The organism is Acinetobacter sp. YH12208 (genome assembly GCF_013418055.1).
GTDB classification, from domain to species: domain Bacteria; phylum Pseudomonadota; class Gammaproteobacteria; order Pseudomonadales; family Moraxellaceae; genus Acinetobacter; species Acinetobacter pseudolwoffii.
The window spans coordinates 46,208-63,342 of sequence record NZ_VPCT01000005.1 but is presented as its reverse complement, the minus strand read 5'-3'; the positions used below and the strand labels follow the sequence as shown (position 1 = coordinate 63,342).

The 17,135-nt window shown below is 45.5% G+C and carries 16 protein-coding genes; 9 read left to right on the top strand and 7 right to left on the bottom strand.

Going from position 1 to position 17,135, the window contains the following annotated elements; translation table 11 throughout:
- Positions 1-571 precede the first annotated feature (571 nt).
- From FTU95_RS06655 to FTU95_RS06645, 3 genes are all read left to right on the top strand, one after another.
- Positions 572-1,303: an outer membrane protein OmpK gene (locus tag FTU95_RS06655; RefSeq protein ID WP_180077938.1), complete on the top strand. Its 732-nt coding sequence runs from the start codon at positions 572-574 to the stop codon at positions 1,301-1,303.
- A gap of 81 nt (positions 1,304-1,384) precedes the next feature.
- On the top strand, positions 1,385-1,912 hold the full coding sequence (locus FTU95_RS06650) for a GNAT family N-acetyltransferase (protein WP_180077937.1): 528 nt from the start codon (positions 1,385-1,387) through the stop codon (positions 1,910-1,912).
- A gap of 116 nt (positions 1,913-2,028) precedes the next feature.
- Positions 2,029-2,757 carry a hypothetical protein gene (locus FTU95_RS06645; protein WP_100356993.1) on the top strand — a complete coding sequence of 243 codons (729 nt, stop codon included), beginning with the start codon at positions 2,029-2,031 and terminating at the stop codon, positions 2,755-2,757.
- 108 nt (positions 2,758-2,865) lie between these two features.
- On the opposite strand, the gene parE is transcribed toward FTU95_RS06645, so the two are convergent.
- Both parE and FTU95_RS06635 read right to left on the bottom strand, forming a co-directional pair.
- On the bottom strand, positions 2,866-4,746 hold the full coding sequence (parE, locus tag FTU95_RS06640) for a DNA topoisomerase IV subunit B (protein ID WP_100534542.1): 1,881 nt from the start codon (positions 4,744-4,746) through the stop codon (positions 2,866-2,868).
- 1 nt (position 4,747) lies between these two features.
- Positions 4,748-5,341, bottom strand: a complete 594-nt coding sequence (locus tag FTU95_RS06635; RefSeq protein ID WP_180077935.1) for a YqiA/YcfP family alpha/beta fold hydrolase — start codon at positions 5,339-5,341, stop codon at positions 4,748-4,750.
- A 246-nt stretch (positions 5,342-5,587) separates the two neighbouring features.
- On the opposite strand from FTU95_RS06635, the gene FTU95_RS06630 reads away from it, so the two are divergent.
- Positions 5,588-6,919, top strand: coding sequence for a hypothetical protein (locus FTU95_RS06630; RefSeq protein ID WP_100329526.1), 1,332 nt, complete (start codon positions 5,588-5,590; stop codon positions 6,917-6,919).
- Between the two features lie 51 nt (positions 6,920-6,970).
- Here FTU95_RS06630 and FTU95_RS06625 read toward each other — a convergent pair whose 3' ends face one another.
- Positions 6,971-7,498 carry a disulfide bond formation protein B gene (locus FTU95_RS06625; protein WP_005094960.1) on the bottom strand — a complete coding sequence of 176 codons (528 nt, stop codon included), beginning with the start codon at positions 7,496-7,498 and terminating at the stop codon, positions 6,971-6,973.
- A gap of 18 nt (positions 7,499-7,516) precedes the next feature.
- A complete protein-coding gene (gshA, locus tag FTU95_RS06620; protein WP_074383841.1) occupies positions 7,517-9,094 on the bottom strand; it encodes a glutamate--cysteine ligase in 1,578 nt (525 codons plus the stop codon).
- Between the two features lie 211 nt (positions 9,095-9,305).
- Between gshA and FTU95_RS06615 the strand changes: the two genes are divergently transcribed.
- Genes FTU95_RS06615 through FTU95_RS06605 form a run of 3 tightly spaced genes read left to right on the top strand, consistent with a single transcriptional unit; the run spans position 9,306 to position 11,752 of the window.
- Positions 9,306-9,845 (top strand): DUF924 family protein, encoded by a 540-nt coding sequence (locus tag FTU95_RS06615; RefSeq protein ID WP_005173312.1) that lies wholly within the window; start codon positions 9,306-9,308, stop codon positions 9,843-9,845.
- Positions 9,846-9,887: 42 nt separating this feature from the next.
- Positions 9,888-10,439, top strand: coding sequence for a hypothetical protein (locus FTU95_RS06610; RefSeq protein WP_179999520.1), 552 nt, complete (start codon positions 9,888-9,890; stop codon positions 10,437-10,439).
- Between the two features lie 11 nt (positions 10,440-10,450).
- On the top strand, positions 10,451-11,752 hold the full coding sequence (locus tag FTU95_RS06605) for a DUF445 domain-containing protein (protein WP_180077933.1): 1,302 nt from the start codon (positions 10,451-10,453) through the stop codon (positions 11,750-11,752).
- A gap of 165 nt (positions 11,753-11,917) precedes the next feature.
- Here FTU95_RS06605 and FTU95_RS06600 read toward each other — a convergent pair whose 3' ends face one another.
- Entirely contained in the window at positions 11,918-12,205 is a 288-nt protein-coding gene (locus FTU95_RS06600) for a DUF2798 domain-containing protein (RefSeq protein WP_074383837.1), read from the bottom strand.
- 241 nt (positions 12,206-12,446) lie between these two features.
- On the opposite strand from FTU95_RS06600, the gene argS reads away from it, so the two are divergent.
- Both argS and FTU95_RS06590 read left to right on the top strand, forming a co-directional pair.
- Positions 12,447-14,237 carry an arginine--tRNA ligase gene (gene argS, locus FTU95_RS06595; protein ID WP_180077930.1) on the top strand — a complete coding sequence of 597 codons (1,791 nt, stop codon included), beginning with the start codon at positions 12,447-12,449 and terminating at the stop codon, positions 14,235-14,237.
- A 307-nt stretch (positions 14,238-14,544) separates the two neighbouring features.
- Complete coding sequence (locus FTU95_RS06590; RefSeq protein ID WP_074383835.1) at positions 14,545-15,159, top strand: SPOR domain-containing protein; 615 nt, start codon at positions 14,545-14,547, stop codon at positions 15,157-15,159.
- Between the two features lie 164 nt (positions 15,160-15,323).
- Here the strand turns inward: FTU95_RS06590 and asd are convergent, their stop codons facing one another.
- A complete protein-coding gene (gene asd, locus FTU95_RS06585; RefSeq protein ID WP_100357000.1) occupies positions 15,324-16,175 on the bottom strand; it encodes an archaetidylserine decarboxylase in 852 nt (283 codons plus the stop codon).
- Positions 16,172-17,020, bottom strand: a complete 849-nt coding sequence (locus FTU95_RS06580; protein ID WP_074383834.1) for a sulfurtransferase — start codon at positions 17,018-17,020, stop codon at positions 16,172-16,174. Before FTU95_RS06580 ends, asd begins: the two co-directional genes overlap by 4 nt.
- Positions 17,021-17,135: the final 115 nt, after the last annotated feature.

Below are 17,135 nucleotides of genomic sequence, written 5' to 3'. Positions count from 1 at the left end.
AACACAATTTTCTTATGGATTTTTGTATGCAGGAAATGACCGGTCAGGATGATTTCCACACAAGCCAAACAGTTTAATAAATAAACAAAAAACTTTAATTAAAGCTTGAATTTATTACACAAAATGAACAGGAATTTAAAGATTCTGGCAGCTAGAGTCGCTTAAATACCGGCCAAATAGCTTCATCGAGCCAAACATTTTCATGCTTTTTAGCAAAATATTCGCTCTAAAAATACATCGCTATTGTGCTTTCTCTTTTTGATGAATGATGAGATGGCAATCTTGCAAACTCAAAATACTAAAAAAAACAGTGAGATTTAAATTCGATTGAACAGAGTTTCAGCTTTTTTATTTCAATAAAGCTTTCTTGGTTTTTATACTGCCTGATTTAAATTTTTTTTAATAATAATGACTTAAAAACTCATCTCTTATTTTCGGAAATGCCTATCGATGAGATCAAATATTTCCTCATGCTGAAGACTTGGAGATATTTAGGTCAGCGATCAATTTTAACTTTATTTTTACGCATTAATCTGTATGCTTACTCTGCTTTCTTGGGGGAGAGATTTAAATGAAATTGACACAACTCGCGGCACTTTGTGCATTGGCTACCACTGCAACATTTACCCAGGCAAAACCAATCTGGCAAGACTTTAGCCTGACCGGCCTTTATGGTGAAAACTATAAAGTACCTTCAACTCAAGATGAAAAAATTGAGCAAAGCACAGTTACTGCTGAATATGCGGCAGGTTTAAAATATGGTGATTTCTTTGCTTTCGCTGATCGTACTAACAATGATCCAGAAGGTAATAGTACCTATTTTGAGGTTGCACCGCGTTTAAGCTTAAGTGCAGTTTCAGGAACTAAACTTGAAGTTGGTCTAATCAAGGACGTACTCGTTGCGACAACTTGGGAAGGTGGCGAAGGCTTTAATAACTATTTGTATGGTGTTGGTTTTGCTTTAAATGTTCCATATACAAATTATGCAAATGTGAACTTCTACAAAGCTGAAAATGATGGCAGTGAAGATGATTATCAAATGACGATCACTTACGCAGTCCCATTTAAAATTGGCGGTGAAGAGTTCTTGGCTGATGCATTCTTAGACTGGTCAACAGCTGAAAAGAATGGTCACGCAAGTGAGTTAAACTGGACATCTCAGTACAAATGGAATGTAGGCAAACACATTTCTCCAGAAACAAAATTGTATGTGGGTATTGAACATTCAGTTTGGAATAACAAATATGCCATTAAAGGCTTAGATCAAAATGATGTTAGTGCATTGGTTAAATACCATTTCTAATTGATGTATGATCAAAAGCAGAACTCCGGTTCTGCTTTTTTTTAAACTGTGATTTCAGATCAACCTTACCAGAACAAGAATATGCCTGATTTTGACATTCGACCTGCGACCGAACATGATCTTGAAACCATCCTCGAGATTTATAATCAAGAAGTGCTACATGGCACTGCGACCTGGAACAGAACAGCCTTTGATTTGAACTATTTTAAAATCTGGTTTAAGCAGTTGAAGAATCAAAATTTCCCGGTTTTTGTGGTTGAAGATAGACAAGATCAGCGTGTTGCTGGCTATGCCTGCTATGACCAGTTTCGTAGTATTCAAGGCTTTCAACACACGGTAGAACATTCAGTTTTTCTAAATCCGGATTATGCAGGACAAGGTCTAGGTTCTAGCTTATTAAAGCATTTAATTGAAGAGGCTCAAGCACAGCAATTGCATATCATGGTCGCAGCGATTGATTCAGAAAATATCTCATCGATTCGCCTGCATGAAAAACTGGGCTTTGTGCAAAGTGCTTATATGCCGCAAGTTGGACAAAAGTTTGGTCAATGGCGCGATCTGGTGCTATTACAACTGAATTTGGAGCAGGCCGAAGTAACGGCTCTTTAAATCTCCTGTTATTTAGACCGGCTTCTCTTTTATTAAACTGGTATCGAAACAGACACTCTATTTACTTCCAAAGCTGGCTATGTTTTATTCAGATCAAAGCCGTCCAGAGTAAAACAATGTATAAATCTCTATGTTGTATTGGTATTTTAACTTTAAGTACACTAACTTTTGCCGATTCAGATTTTGAAAAAGAACTTCGTACAAGCTGCAGCAAAGTGAAGAGCTACGCCAATAATGGCAAAAAATTCTATGATCAAAAACACTATCAACAGGCCATAGCACAATTTAAGCAACAAGCTGCCTGGTCATCTTTTTGTGAAATGAACCGGGATGAAGCTAAAACCTCTTTCTCTGAACAAGCCATTACAACAGCATTTAATAATGTGGGTTTAAGCTATAGCAAACTTGGCAAGCCTCAATGGGCACGTGCCTGGTTCTCCGTTTACCCCGATGCTAAAAGTAGTCAGTTTAATTTAAAACAGCTTCCTCCACCTAAAAAGGACACTCAACTTGCAGGTACTTATGTACAGCATGCCGGTTTTGGTGCCTGGAGTACGCTGAAAATTGTCAAACAGCAGCAACATTATGCGATCGAATATGAAGGTCTCTATATGGGCTTACGCAGTTTGATTTATGGACCAAATCTAGGTGGATTTAATACCACGATGCCACTGAATAAAACACAGGCACAATATCGCTCTGAAGACTGCAAAATCGATATCTCTTTCGGCTTTGATGCCAAACTCGGAAGTCGTGCAGTGCTTAAGCAAAATAGTGGTGATTCAGGTTGTGGCTTTGGGCATAATGTTTCAGCGGCAGGAGTTTTCTTAAAAGTAGAGAATTAATCGGTTTCAGATATAAAAATATCAGCACTCAGATCGAAAAAATAGGGCTTAGATTCAAGCCAGCAAAAAGCCCGCAGTTGCGGGCTCTTGATCTAAAAAAGAGTGCTATTACACAATAATATCTGCCAGATTGCCTTTTTGCTCTAACCATTCCTTACGGTCACTGGCACGTTTTTTCGCAAGTAACTTATCCAGTAAACCTGCGGTAAAATGACTATCATCCAAATCCAGCTGCACCAAACGGCGTGTATTTGGATCTAAGGTCGTTTCACGTAACTGGCTGGCATTCATCTCGCCCAGACCTTTGAATCGGGTAATTTGCGGATTTTTGCTTTTGCATTTTTTCAAAATACCATTGAGCTCGTCATCATCCAGGGCATAGTGCACGTCTTTGTTGTCATCAATCCGATACAAGGGCGGCATGGCAACGAATAAATGCCCTTCTTCCACCAAGGTCGGGAAATGCTTGACGAACAGGGCACAGAGCAAAGTTGCAATATGCAGACCGTCGGAATCAGCATCGGCCAGAATACAGATTTTGCCATAACGTAGCTCGGACAGGTCATCTGAACCCGGATCGACACCGATCGCAATCGCGATGTTATGTACTTCTTGCGATGCCAAAACTTCATCCGAAGAGACTTCCCAAGTGTTTAAAATTTTACCGCGAATGGGCATAATCGCCTGGAAGTTTTTATCACGCGCCTGTTTGGCAGAACCACCCGCAGAATCGCCTTCCACAATAAACAGTTCCGACTGATCCAGATCATGTCCAACACAGTCGGATAATTTACCCGGCAAGGTTGGACCGGCCACAATTTTTTTACGTTCTACTTTTTTCGCGGCTTTTAAACGGCGACCCGCTTTGGAAATGGCCATTTCAGCCAGTTGCATCGCGATATCAGAATTCTGGTTCAGCCAGAGTGCAAATGCATCTTTGGCAATATTCTGCACCGTACCTGAGGCTTCACGACTCGACAGACGCTCTTTGGTTTGTCCCGAGAACTGCGGCTCCTGGAATTTCAGCGACAGAATATAGTTGACACCATCCCAGACATCTTCCGCAGAGAGTTTCATATTACGCGGCAACAGATTACGCAGCTCACAGAATTCACGCATGGCATCGGTCACGCCTGAACGTAAACCATTGACATGGGTACCGCCCTGCGCGGTCGGAATCAGGTTGACATAGGATTCCTGAATGCTATCGCCGCCTTCTACATTCCAGCAAATCGCAAACTCGGCACTGGCACGCTCAGCGTCACCTGTTGCAACAAAAGCCGGTGCAGGAATGATTTCACGATCCTCAAGCTCATCCATCAAATAGTCGACCAGACCATTTTCAAACTGCCAGCTGATCTTTTCATCATTGATCTGGTCAACATAATTGATCTGTAAGCCCGCAGCCAAAACCGCTTTGGCTTTGAGATTATGCTTTAAAGCTTTTAAGGCAAATTTGGGTGAATCGAAGTATTTGGTTTCAGGCCAGAAATGTACCGTAGTTCCCGAGGCACGTTTAGGCGCCTTGCCTGCCAGCACTTCAAGTGGAGCCGTCGGCTCACCATTTTCAAAGGCCATTTTATACAGGTTGCCCTGACGCTGAACTTCAACTTCTACACGGGTCGAAAGCGCATTGACGACTGAAATCCCCACGCCATGCAAACCACCGGAAAACTGGTAGTTATCGGTGCTGAACTTACCACCGGCATGCAGTTTGGTCATGATGATTTCAATACCACTTTGACCATATTCGGGATGAATATCGACTGGCATACCACGACCGTTATCTTCGACAGATAATGAACCATCTTTACAGACCGTGACGGTAATCTTGTTGGCATGTCCGGCCAAGGCCTCATCGACAGCATTATCAATCACTTCCTGCGCCAGATGGTTCGGACGAGAGGTATCGGTATACATGCCCGGACGACGACGTACCGGATCCAGACCAGATAAAACTTCAAGAGATTGAGCCGTATATTGAGACACGTTATTCGGTTTCCTTTTTTATGCAGTCCAACAAAAACTGTAAGAGCAGCGGAATTTTCTCCGCAAAATCATCCATCCCGTGACTGCCATTCGCTTCGGTCATCAGCATTGCAGGGGGACGCGCAGCACTATAATAACGATGTGCTTCACGATAATCCAAAACTTCATCGCCTTGTTGCAGCAGAACCAGCATTTTGTCTGCATCTTGTGCAACTGGCAGGGCCAATTGTTGCAGTTGTCGAAGATCCGCATCATCCAGACACCAGTTCGGATGCACCTGCAAAGGCAGTTGCTCGTCAAACAGTTCACGAAACAGTTGCCATGGTCGCATTGCCGGATTAATCAGTACAGCAGGCACAGCATGCTGTGCGACCAGATATGTCGCATAGAATCCGCCGAGACTGCTGCCCACCAGCGCCACATCTTGCATTGACTGAATCTGCTCGGAAAGCTGCTGAATCGCAGCCAGTGGCGACATATTTAAATCAGGCAAATGCACATGAACCCCGGGGTATTTTGCACAGTAGTGTTGCAGCAATGTCCCCTTGATCGAGTGGGTATTACTTTTAAAGCCATGCAAATAAATAATATTCATGAACTACCAACAAAAAAACCATTCATCATCAAAATTTAATTTAAAAAATGTGAAGTACACTACATTATAAGACCCGTTAATTACTTAAATTGTCTGACAAAAAAGCCAGAAGTATTCTGTAATTCTCGCTATTTTAGAATGAAGGCCTCAATATCTGGAAACTCGACAAGAAAAAGAATTTATACCGCGAAGTTCTTTAAAAAGAAAGATGACAAATCATGCGGCTCATTGAAAGGACAGCATCAGATGCCAAGTTTGACACCGTTACATGAAACCTATTGTCGCTGGGACCGAACCCCACCGAGTCAGGCCGATGTACTGGAAGGTCTGGCGCAGCTGGTGACGACGCGCTTTAACGACGTGATTCAGGAACTGATCAAGAGTATTCAGCGTGAAATTTTAATGAGTATTTTTGGTCTAAGTGAGAATAATTCACAAAAAATTCAGAATATTCCATCGATTGCCCGGCTCTATCAAATGTCCTATGACATGCTGTTTCATTATGGCAATACCCTGATTGCACCCGGTCTACGCCAGATTATTGAACGTTTTCCCAAACTGCATAATAAGCCGCTGACGCCTTCCTTGTATTTTCTGGTCAGTGCCTTAAATGGCATTATTGGGGATTATCTGCTGAAATATCAAAACCCTTTGGCCTTGCCCATGGTGATCTATGATCATTATGGCTCATTGCAAAATGGTGAGCTGAGCGGACGGATTACCCTGTTTGTACATGGCTTATGCATGAACCATTTAGACTGGTCAAATCGCAAATATGAAGGGATTGGAGAAAAATTACTGGCCCAGCGCGACCGCAATACCATGCTGTATCTGAATTACAATACCGGTCGGCGAATTTCAGCCAATGGCCGCAGTCTGGCCAATACCTTGCAGGATCTGGTTGCTCGCAATCCGAGAATTACCAGTATTGACCTGATCGGGCATAGCATGGGGGGTCTGGTCTCTCGTAGTGCGCTGTTTTATGGCAAGCAGAATATGTATGGCTGGATCAATATGGTGGAGAATCTGGTCTGTCTCGGCTCACCACATCATGGTGCTGTACTGGAACGTTTTGGGTTTAGCTTGCAGGACAAACTTGGACATTTCCCGCTGATCCGGCTGATTGGTCATTTGGTCAATATTCGCAGTAATGGAATTCTGGATTTACGCCATGGCAGCGTCCGTGATGATGACTGGGAGCATAATGCGCTTCGGATCGGCTTTATGGATGACAACCGTAAACCTGCCCCGATTCCGTCGCATATCGACACCTATCTGGTCGCGGGTACGATCGAATTTGAAAACCGCAAAAACAAGACCCTGCACGTGATTGGCGACTATCTGGTCAGTATCAAAAGCGCTTTGGGCGAGCATCCCAATCCGCGTTTCCAGCTCAAAGTTCCGGATGCCCACAAGGCTATTTTCTATGGCTTGAACCATTTCGAGATTCAATATCATCCGCTGGTCGCCGAACAGGTGGCACGCTGGTTCTATCCAAGTGTAGAAGATGAAGCCTTTGATCAAATTCGTGAATATACAATTGATCTGGAAAGTCTGGAAGGTATTGCCCTGACTTAACTTTCAGCGCATTAAAAAACCCTCAATTGAGGGCTTGTTAATGCGAACTTATTAATATTTATCTCTGAGCCGTTTAACCGGTGCAGTTTTATATTTGCGCAGCAGTTGCCATAGACTGACCAGCAATAAAATACTAAAGAAGATCAGAGACCAGACCGGCAAAGATTGCCCCAAGAAAGTCCAGTCAATGGTGGCACACTCGCCAGAACCATTGAGTACCTGTTGCAACACTGACTGCATTGGCAAGGTTTCCAGCCAGTATTCCAGGCCAGGACCACAACTCGGCACCTGATCCGGTGGCAGATTCTGTAACCAGACATGCCGGGCAGCAACGCCCACAGACCATAAAATACTCAGCGAACCTAGCAAGGCATAGAGCCGCTTCATGATATTGGATTTAGGGTTATGCAGACATGCGATGAGTGAGATGATCCCCAGTCCAATTAATCCCACACGCTGAAACACACAGAGTGGACAAGGCGCCAGGCCCTGTACATGCTCAAGATATAAGGCAAATGCCATTCCAATGACAGCAGCCAAAAATAACATACCACTCACGAAGCGATAACCCCATTGCATGGTGAATCCTCTTATTTTTTATCGATATTGGGCTAAATAATCAGCAAAACTGACGCTGCTATCTTGCTCGAGTTGCTGTTGTTGCTGCAATGACTTTTGTGACATTTCTTCAAAATAAGCCAGTGTTTCCGGGCTAAGCTGGTGTGCTTCATAAACACTGCTATGTTGCTGAGCCAGATGCTGGCCAAAGTGCCACATACTGCCTTGAGTGCGTGTATCGCCCACCACCAGGGCAGATAAAGTCGCATCAACTTCATCAACCCGAATCTGCATCATTTTCATGGCATTGCTATACAGGTCGGTTGCATAGGTCTGATTGAGCAGCTCGGCCAGAGGCTGCATGCGTTGCAGATGTATGGCACACCAGTCTTCAATCGGATAGCATTGACCATCTGCCAGAATTGCAGCATTCGGCGCACGGCCACGATTTACCACTTCGGTCTGATTCTGCTCAATGATCTCCTGCTCCTCACCGAAAAGTGCTGGACTGTCCTGCAATAAACAATACAAGGCCACCACTTCCAGGAAGCCGGCGGTGTCTTCATTGATGCCAATCGGGCTATATGGATTGACATCGACTGCCCGCAGCTCGACATAGGCAATCCCGCGATTTTCCAGTGCTTGAGATGGGGTTTCACCCTCTTGTGGCACCTGCTTCGGACGTACCAGACTGTAATATTCATTTTCGATTTGCAGCACATGATCATTGATCTGAGTCGGCTGGCCATCTGCTGCATTCAGTCCAAGACGACTAAAGGGTTTATACGGCGTTTTGACTGCTTTTTGCAGTCCTTCTAGATAGTCTTGCAAGTTATTATAGTGAATGCCGAGCTGTTTCTGGGCTGAGTTCTGGTAGCCAAATCGTCCCATACGCAATGCTGTCGCATAAGGGGTATACAGGGTGCCTTTTACCAAGGGCAATAGATGATGATCACGACCGGTCATAAAGCACTGGCAGACTGCCGGACTGGCACCGACCAGGAACATCACCAGTGGGGTCAGACGAATAAAGTTACGGATCAGCCCCATATAGCGGTGGCTGCGATAATCCTGCAGGCTTAAGTCCTTGAGTGCTTCATCCTGCTCCTGCTGCTGTAAGGCTTCGAACAGATGATCCGGGAAAGACAGGTTATAATGCACCCCTGAAATGGTCTGCATACGGCGACCATAACGCACCCCCAAGCCATGACGATACAAGGTTTTAAATAAGCCGATATTCGAGCTGCCATACTGCGCCAACGGAATACTTTCATCGCGGCTATCCAGCATGCAGGGCATCGACATCGGCCAGAGTTTTTCCTCATTTTCCAGATGACGATGCACAATCGCGTGAATATCAGTGAGATAGTCCAAGGCTTTTTTGATCGTGTCCTGCGGCGGCGTAATGAACTCCATTAAGGCTTCAGAATAGTCTGTGGTGATATGTGGATGAGTCAAGGCTGAACCCAAGGCACGCGGATGCCCTGCCTGTGACAGGAAACCATCACTCTGCATACGTAAGCTTTCACGCTCAATACCACGCAGCATGCCTTTGATGAGTGACGACTCTACCCAGGTCGGTAACACATTTTGGGAAGTCGGTTCAGGTTGACTCATTACAATCTCGCTTAAAGGGGCTAAACTATTAAATTAAAATCATCAGTTTAATCAGTATAACGTGATTTCTGGCCGGCACATGATAGGCTGTCTAGTTTTCAGGCAAACCATTGATTTTTAATTTGGCAATTTTTTAACACAAAGTTCCTCTATAAGACATGTGAAATTTGTGATTTTATGAATAAATAAATGCTAATGAATTGTAAATGTTATGAATTATCAAGATATTTTAGACTTCTGGTTCCATGCTGACAGCCAGCCGTTGTGGTTTAGCCAGAGTCATGAATTCGACCAAAGTATCGCGCGGCAGTTCATGAGCACGCATCAGCAGGCCGCCCAGGCTGAACTCTGGTCCTGGCGTAAAACCGCCGAAGGCCGTCTGGCTGAAGTTATCGTTCTAGACCAATTTTCACGAAATTTATTCCGTGATTCGCCGCAAGCTTTTGCTCAGGACAGTCTGGCACTGGCCTTGGCGCAAGAAGCTATTAGCCTGGATCTGGATCAACAGCTCAGCCCGGAACAACGCGCTTTTTTATATATGCCTTTCATGCACAGTGAGTCTAAACTGATCCATGAATTCGCATTAAAGCTGTTCCAGCGTCTGGGCAATCCGACCAATCTGGAGTTCGAGAAAAAGCACAAGGTGATTATCGACCGCTTTGGGCGCTACCCCCATCGCAACCAGACCCTGGGTCGTGACTCGACCGATGAAGAGTTAACCTTCCTGACCCAGCCCGACAGCAGTTTTTAAAGCCTGTTTTTGTGACTGGATCATTGCATCAGGAGATCGAACATGAAAAATATGCTACTGGGATTGAGTGTGATCGCTGCCATCAACCTGAGTGGTTGTGCAACGACGCCTTCAAAACCATTAACGTTTGATCAGTTGGGCCGCTACAGTACCACGCCACTCAACAACAACACCTATCGGATTGGGTTTCAGGCCCGGCCCAATATGAGCTTTGGCACGGCTGAGGAAATTACCCTGCTCAAAGCCGCGCAGACCACTGTGCAAAATGGCTTTCAGTTCTTTAGAGTGCTGAATGATCCAAGTAATCGTACCCAGCAACCGCCACGTCAGGCGATCGTCTATCCGGCACCGAGCTATTATCCATATGGTTATTACCGTCGCTATCCGGGGTTCTGGCCAGACCCGTTCTATGACCGTCCTTATACTGTCACCCTGGATCCTGCTCAGGTGGCCTATACCATTGAATGCTTCAAAGCCGGTCAGGCACCTAGTGATGCTTTCGATGCGCGCTTGATTTTACAGTCACTTGGGACTAAATATGGTCTAAGTCCATCCGGCGCAGTGCTGCAACCGCAACCGGCCAATCCCTCTTGACAGGATGATCTATGCAGACAGAGCCTATCTCACCGAGCTTACAACGCAGTAAACGTTTTGCGACCATCGCGCTGGTGGTCGCGGTACTGATCTGGTTGGCACTCATGCTTGCTGCCAAGCTGCTGCCCGAATATGTCTGGCTGATTCATATCCTGATGCTCTCTGCAGAAGCCGGTGTGGTCGGTGGTCTGGCTGACTGGTATGCGATTACCGTACTGTTCCGTAATCCTTTTGGCCGCTTGCCGATCCCGAAATTTTTACGTGACCATACTGAAATTATTCCCCGCAACAAGGCCCGTATTGCAGAGTCGATGGGCCGTTTTGTGCAGGAAAATTTTCTTTCTCCGCAAATTGTACAGCGCAGTCTGGCCAGTACCGACCTGAGTCTGGCCGCGGGGCGCTGGCTGGCGAATCCGCAGAATAATGCCCAGGTCACCCAGGTGATCCAGCAAACCGTGCCTAAAGTTTTCGAATTTGTCGGGCAGGAACAGATTGCCGGATTTATCCAGAATAATAGCGTGCAATGGGTCAAGAACACCCAGATCAATACCCTGGCCAGCGAGATGCTGCGCGCCGTACTCGAAAATGATTTTCATCAGGATGTACTGCAACGCGGCCTAGACGTGGTACATGCCTGGATGAGCTCACATCCTGAAGAAACCCGGGAACTGACCCGCAACCTGTTCAAGGAAATGGGAGTCTGGAAACTGGCCAAAGGCGCGAGCTGGATTGGAATTGATGTACAGCAACGCAGTATCGATTCTGTCATTCAGAGGGTTGAAGCGATGCTGGCCGACCCGGATCATCCTTGGCGGCTTAAAATTGAGGAAACTGGACATCACTGGATGTTGCAACTGGCCGACAACCACAGTGAAGCCAGCCAGCGTCTGAATGAAACCAAGGATGCCTTGCTCGATAGTCCGCAAGTGCTGAATTTTATCAGTGGTGCCGTGGTGATTTTATGTGATGCCATTAAAGAGGATTTGCAAAAACCGGATTCCGGTATTGCCGAGAATCTCAGAATTGCGATTCAGCAGGTCGGAGAAAATATTATCTCGAATACTTCGGTACGTGAGCTGCTGAATAAACGTCTTAGCGGGATCGCGGTGGATCTGAGTGATCAGTACAGTGAAAAAGTGATTCGTTTTATTAGCGAGCGCATTCACGAATGGGATTCGACCGAAATGATCGACAAGATTGAAAATGAAGTCGGTGGTGACCTGCATATGATCCGGGTCAATGGTGTCGTGGTCGGTGCCTGTATCGGTCTGGTGCTCGGGATTATCCGGGCGGCGGTGGAGCATCTGATTTAAAAACCCTTTTCTCTTTGATACAGCTTGGCTCTTCAACAGATTCAGGCTGTTTGGGGACAGAATAAAATCAGCCCAACCTTAAAAATAAAACTTGCCTGCCCTATTTTTACATCGGCATTTTTAAAAGGCTGAAACCCTTACTATTGTCAGAGTTGTTTTAATCAATCACTTCGGTGCTTGAGGGCCGGACATATCCACCAATAGTCCGGTAAATTTGCGGACAACAGGCAATAAGGTCAACACGACTGGAAAGGCAATTGCCCAGGAAATCATCCAGTTGTGAAACCAAAGTGGCATGAATCCATCAATCCAGCCTAAATTGCGCAGCATATTGATCATGGAAATGATGCCACTCATCAGACCAGACAAGATAAACGGCACAATAATCAGTGCCCATTTCGCCGGAAGTTTAGGAATATTGCCAATAATGGTCGGATGTTGTTGCGAATCCACGGACTGCTCTTTTTCTATATTTTAAGATCACTAATATAAGCCAAATTTTATACTTCTGAAGGTGCATTTTTATTAAAATTGATGTTATTTTCACCCGATTGATCACATTCTCCCAAAGACCAGATTGTAAAAAATCTGTGGAGTGATCGTATAATTTTTATTCCCTAGAAATGCTTTTACCTAAAGAGCATGAAATTTGCTATATTTGCTGTTTTTCTGCGACATTTATTTTCGACTGATTATGAACACGGCAATCCAAGCAGCTCTAGAACATGCAGTGCAATCCCTTCAAGCTGAAGGTGTCCTCCCATCTGACTGGAAAAACAGCAGTAGTTTGACGCGTACCAAAGACCGAACACACGGTGATTTCGCCTCAAATATCGCGATGATTGCCTCTAAAGCTGCGGGTATGAAGCCGCGTGATTTAGCAGAAAAAATGCTTGCTGTTCTTCCTGAAGTGGCGGATATCAGCAAAGCGGAAATCGCAGGTCCTGGTTTTATTAACTTCTTCCTCAATGCAGACCAGCGCTTTGTGGTACTCGATCAAATTCAAGCACAGCAAGATGCTTATGGTCGCACCCAGGTCAATGCGGACAAACGCATTCAGGTTGAATTTGTCTCTGCCAATCCGACCTCTAGCCTGCACGTGGGTCATGGTCGTGGTGCCGCGTATGGCATGACCGTTGCCAATCTTTTAGAGGCGACTGGTGCCAAAGTAGATCGCGAATACTATGTCAATGATGCTGGCCGTCAAATGGACATTCTGGCCACTTCAACTTACCTGCGTTATTTAGAGTTAAATGGTCAGGAACTGGTGTTCCCGAAAAATGCCTACCAAGGTGACTACGTTAAAGAAATCGCGCAAAGCATTATTGACCAGGATGGCAATGCCTATGTCCGTCCTGTGGCTGACGTGTATAAAGACGTGCCTGAAGATGTGCAATTTGCTGCTGAATTAGATGCAGATGGCAATAAAGTCGTATTGTCTGGCGATAAAGAAAAACACATCGATGGTTTGATCTTTAACTCACAAGCCTTAATTGGCACAGGCTACCGCGTATTCTTGCAAGCCGCGCTTAAAGCAATTCTGGATGATATTAAAGATGACCTCGGCGAATTTGGTGTGACTTTCAATCAATGGTTCAGCGAAGAATCATTGACAGACAAAATTGAAGAGGCCTTACAGACCTTAGATCAGCGTGGTTTCCTGTATGAACTGGATGGCAACATCTGGTTTAAATCGACTGCATTCGGTGATGAAAAAGACCGTGTGGTGAAACGCCGCAATGGCCAGACCACCTACTTTGCCTCTGACATTGCCTATCACCTGAATAAATTACAACGTGGCTATACCGATATTATTGATATCTGGGGTTCCGATCACCACGGTTATATCGCACGTGTAAAAGCAGCGATTGATGCGATGGGCTATGACTCGAAGAAATTAACGGTGCTTCTGGTTCAGTTTGTTAGCCTGTGGCGCGGTGGCGAGATGGTACAAATGTCATCTCGTTCAGGTCAGTTCGTGACCTTGCGTGATCTGCGCAAAGAAGTCGGCAACGATGCTGCACGTTTCTACTATGTGATGCGTAAATCTGAACAACACATCGATTTCGATCTAGACTTAGCGGTGTCGCAAAGCAAAGATAACGCTGTATATTACATCCAGTATGCGCATGCCCGAATCTGCCGTATGTTAGAAAAAGCGGCCTCTACAGGCGTGAATTTTGACGCTGCGGCAGCGCGTACTCTAGCGGCCCGACTCGAGCTGGATGCTGAAACTGAAGTTCTGGCTAAACTGGCTGCCTATCCAGAAATTCTGGTGCGTGCTGCAAACAGCCATGAGCCACATCAAATCGGCAACTACCTGAAAGAGCTGGCAGCCTTGTTCCACGGCTGGTACAACGACAATAAAGTACTCGGTGATGATGCTGAACTGACTCAGGCGCGCTTACTGTTATCAGTGAACGTACGTCAGGTATTGCGTAATGGCTTAGAACTTTTAGGTGTGTCTGCGCCTGAGAGCATGTAAGCAAAGCACCGCTTTGCATGCTCGCAAGGCGAAAGCTTCGCTTGAGTAAGCATGTATAGATTGTTTTGCATGCTCGCAAGACAAAAGCTCTACTCGAAGCCACAACGAAAACTGTTGTTTTAGCTGTTCAAAAAATACCTGGCTAGATTCTGCCAGCTATTTGAAAAATAGCTCAAGTATAAATCTGGTGTGCAGTTTGATCTAAATAATGACATTTGGATCTTAATCACATAGGATGAAATAATAGTCAGGCATAACCACTGTTATGCCTTTTCTATGAGGCAACCCCATATAGAGGAAATCCCAAGTGTTTGGAAAAACGCAACGCGGTGTATCTGAAAGACCGAATAAGCCTAAAAAGCCACTGATTCCGACCTGGCTCGGCACACTCGTGATCATTTTAATCGTGTTGAGTTTTTTAATGGCACTGATGTTGTGGAAGCCATGGGAACCGGTTAAGCCTAAAACTCAAACGACTGCAGCATCTGTCCAGGAAGAAGACACCAATAAGGATTACCGTTTTTACGATTTGTTGCCACAACAACAAGTAACTCCGATTCCTGAACAGGCGGTACCTGAAGCTAAAAGACAGGATACTGTGGTGATTGTAGAAGCACCTCGACCTGAAGTTCCTGAAGCTGCAGCAAGCACTGAACCTGGCTTAGAAGTCAGCGAAGCACCGGTTACAGCTCCGGTCAGCTATATTCTGCAAGTACGCAGCTTTGATGATCCGGATCAGGCCGATGCCCGCCGTGCGGAAATTATTCTGAATGGCCTGTCTGCTGATGTGGTCAGAAGCGTAGAAAATGGCAAAGTCTGGTATCGCGTGGTCTCAGGCCCTTATGACTCGGCTGATGCGGCACTGATTGCCCAGCAGACCTTGCAACACAGTGGCATTGATTCGATTGTGGTGAAACGCTAAAGATTTAAATGAGAAAAAGCGCCTGATGGCGCTTTTTTTGTATCCTTCCCCCCTTTGGAAAAGGGTGAGGAGCATTGCTCCGCAAGGGAGGATTTATATCATTCAGGATTAATCCCCCTCGATCCCCCTTTGAAAAAGGGGGAGGATACAAGAGGCTAAAATCTTTAAACCCTATGCCCCAATGCTTCACCCATATTCACCAAAGAATTGGCCTTGAAAGCGGCATCCCACTGCATTTTATGTTCTTCAAATAAAATCACTGCAGTTGAACCGAGGTAGAACCGGCCCAGTTCCGCACCTTTTTCCAGGAACAGATCATGCTGGTTTAACTCGATCCGACCAGAAGGTTTAACCTTGCCAGTAGCCACCGTTTCGATACCGGCCACAATCATCGCACCAACCAAGACCACGGCCATACGGCCAATTTCAGTATCAAACAGGCAGACCATGCGTTCATTGCGGGCAAACAGACCCGGAATGTTTTCTGCCGTGACCTGATTGACCGAGAACAGTTCCCCTGGTACATACAAAGTTTCAGTCAAAGTCCCTGCAAATGGCATATGCACACGGTGATAATCACGTGGTGACAAATATACTGTCGCAAATTCACCATTCTTGAAGGGTTCAGCCAGTTGCGGGTCAGCAATCAGCGCTTCTACAGTAAATTTTTGACCTTTGGCCTGAAACACATCGCCATTTTCAATTTTACCCAGCTGGGAAATCGCCCCATCTGCAGGTGAAACAATGCTGCTGGCATCTAGATCAACTGCACGAATCCCTTGTTTCAGGGCACGGGTAAAGAATTCATTAAATGATTTGAATTTCAAGGCATTGGCCTGTTCAGCAATCGACATATCAATGCCGTACTGTGCCTTAAAGGCAGTAATTACAGCCGTTTTGATAATCGGGTTTTCGCTGGCAGCAATTTTGCCGACCACACGAGACAGGCGATGTTGCGGTACTAATCGTTGAGCTTTAATAAAAAACTGTTGTTTTAAACGTGATGTGATGCTCAAGATGGCACCTCCCCTGTAGCGATTGGACTATTGAGGCGATTGCCCCATTCACTCCACGCACCATCATAGGCTCGAATTTTCCAGCCCAGTAAACGGCCCAGAATATAGGCCAAACCTGAGCGATGATGGGACTGGCAGTACACCACAACCGGCTGAGTCAAATCAAAGCCCAGTTGTTCCAGACGCTGCTGAGTACGTGGTAAAGGCTGCAATTTTAAATGATTTTGCCGGTTAAGTGCAGTACTCCATTCAAAATGACGTGCTCCCGGAATATGACCGCCGCGGCGCGCTGCCAGACGCAGGCCAGTATATTCATCTTCAGTGCGGCAATCCCACAGTTGAACTTGTTCATTTTCAATGAGCTGGTGTAATTCATCATAGTCAATCTGAAACTCTGATTTTTGCTCGAGATTGACAGGAACTAAATGACTCACCGGGCTAAATATTTCCTGATCGGACGAGGTTGGCAAACCTGCACCTAGCCAGGCATGAATCCCGCCATTCAATAGACTGGTATTTTCAAAACCCAGACAATGCAGATTCCAGAGTAAACGCCCGGCCCACGCCCCGCCCTCATCATCATAGGCCACCACATGATGCTCAGGCGAAATATTCAGATAAGCAATGAGGGCCTGCAAGCCTTCTACATCCGGCAATAGCCCCATCGTATGATCTTCCTGACGAACCAGCAGCTTGGGTTGTAAATGCAGGGCATGTGGAATATGCAACTGCTCATACACAGAAGCCCGGCTGAGGTCGACAATACGAAGTTTTTCATGGCCCAAATAGGGAACTAAATCTTCTGCCTCGATCAGCAGACCAAAATTAAAAGCTGAAGCTGTCATCGTTATCATGGCTATGATGGGTCAAATTGTTTTGATCTTAGCACAGCTCATTTTTACACTTATGCGGTTTCTTTTAAGATGATTAGCAGGATTTTAGATAAGTCATGCTAAAAAT

Bases quoted from the DNA above. Each gene is read 5' to 3' on its own strand.
- FTU95_RS06655 (WP_180077938.1), top strand. From the start codon at position 572: ATGAAATTGACACAACTCGCGGCACTTTGTGCATTGGCTACCACTGCA.
- FTU95_RS06615 (WP_005173312.1), top strand. From the start codon at position 9,306: ATGAATTATCAAGATATTTTAGACTTCTGGTTCCATGCTGACAGCCAG.
- FTU95_RS06625 (WP_005094960.1), bottom strand. From the start codon at position 7,498: ATGCAATGGGGTTATCGCTTCGTGAGTGGTATGTTATTTTTGGCTGCT.
- FTU95_RS06605 (WP_180077933.1), top strand. From the start codon at position 10,451: ATGCAGACAGAGCCTATCTCACCGAGCTTACAACGCAGTAAACGTTTT.
- FTU95_RS06650 (WP_180077937.1), top strand. From the start codon at position 1,385: ATGCCTGATTTTGACATTCGACCTGCGACCGAACATGATCTTGAAACC.
- FTU95_RS06630 (WP_100329526.1), top strand. From the start codon at position 5,588: ATGCCAAGTTTGACACCGTTACATGAAACCTATTGTCGCTGGGACCGA.
- FTU95_RS06580 (WP_074383834.1), bottom strand. From the start codon at position 17,020: ATGACAGCTTCAGCTTTTAATTTTGGTCTGCTGATCGAGGCAGAAGAT.
- FTU95_RS06610 (WP_179999520.1), top strand. From the start codon at position 9,888: ATGAAAAATATGCTACTGGGATTGAGTGTGATCGCTGCCATCAACCTG.
- FTU95_RS06635 (WP_180077935.1), bottom strand. From the start codon at position 5,341: ATGAATATTATTTATTTGCATGGCTTTAAAAGTAATACCCACTCGATC.
- argS (WP_180077930.1), top strand. From the start codon at position 12,447: ATGAACACGGCAATCCAAGCAGCTCTAGAACATGCAGTGCAATCCCTT.
- FTU95_RS06645 (WP_100356993.1), top strand. From the start codon at position 2,029: ATGTATAAATCTCTATGTTGTATTGGTATTTTAACTTTAAGTACACTA.
- gshA (WP_074383841.1), bottom strand. From the start codon at position 9,094: ATGAGTCAACCTGAACCGACTTCCCAAAATGTGTTACCGACCTGGGTA.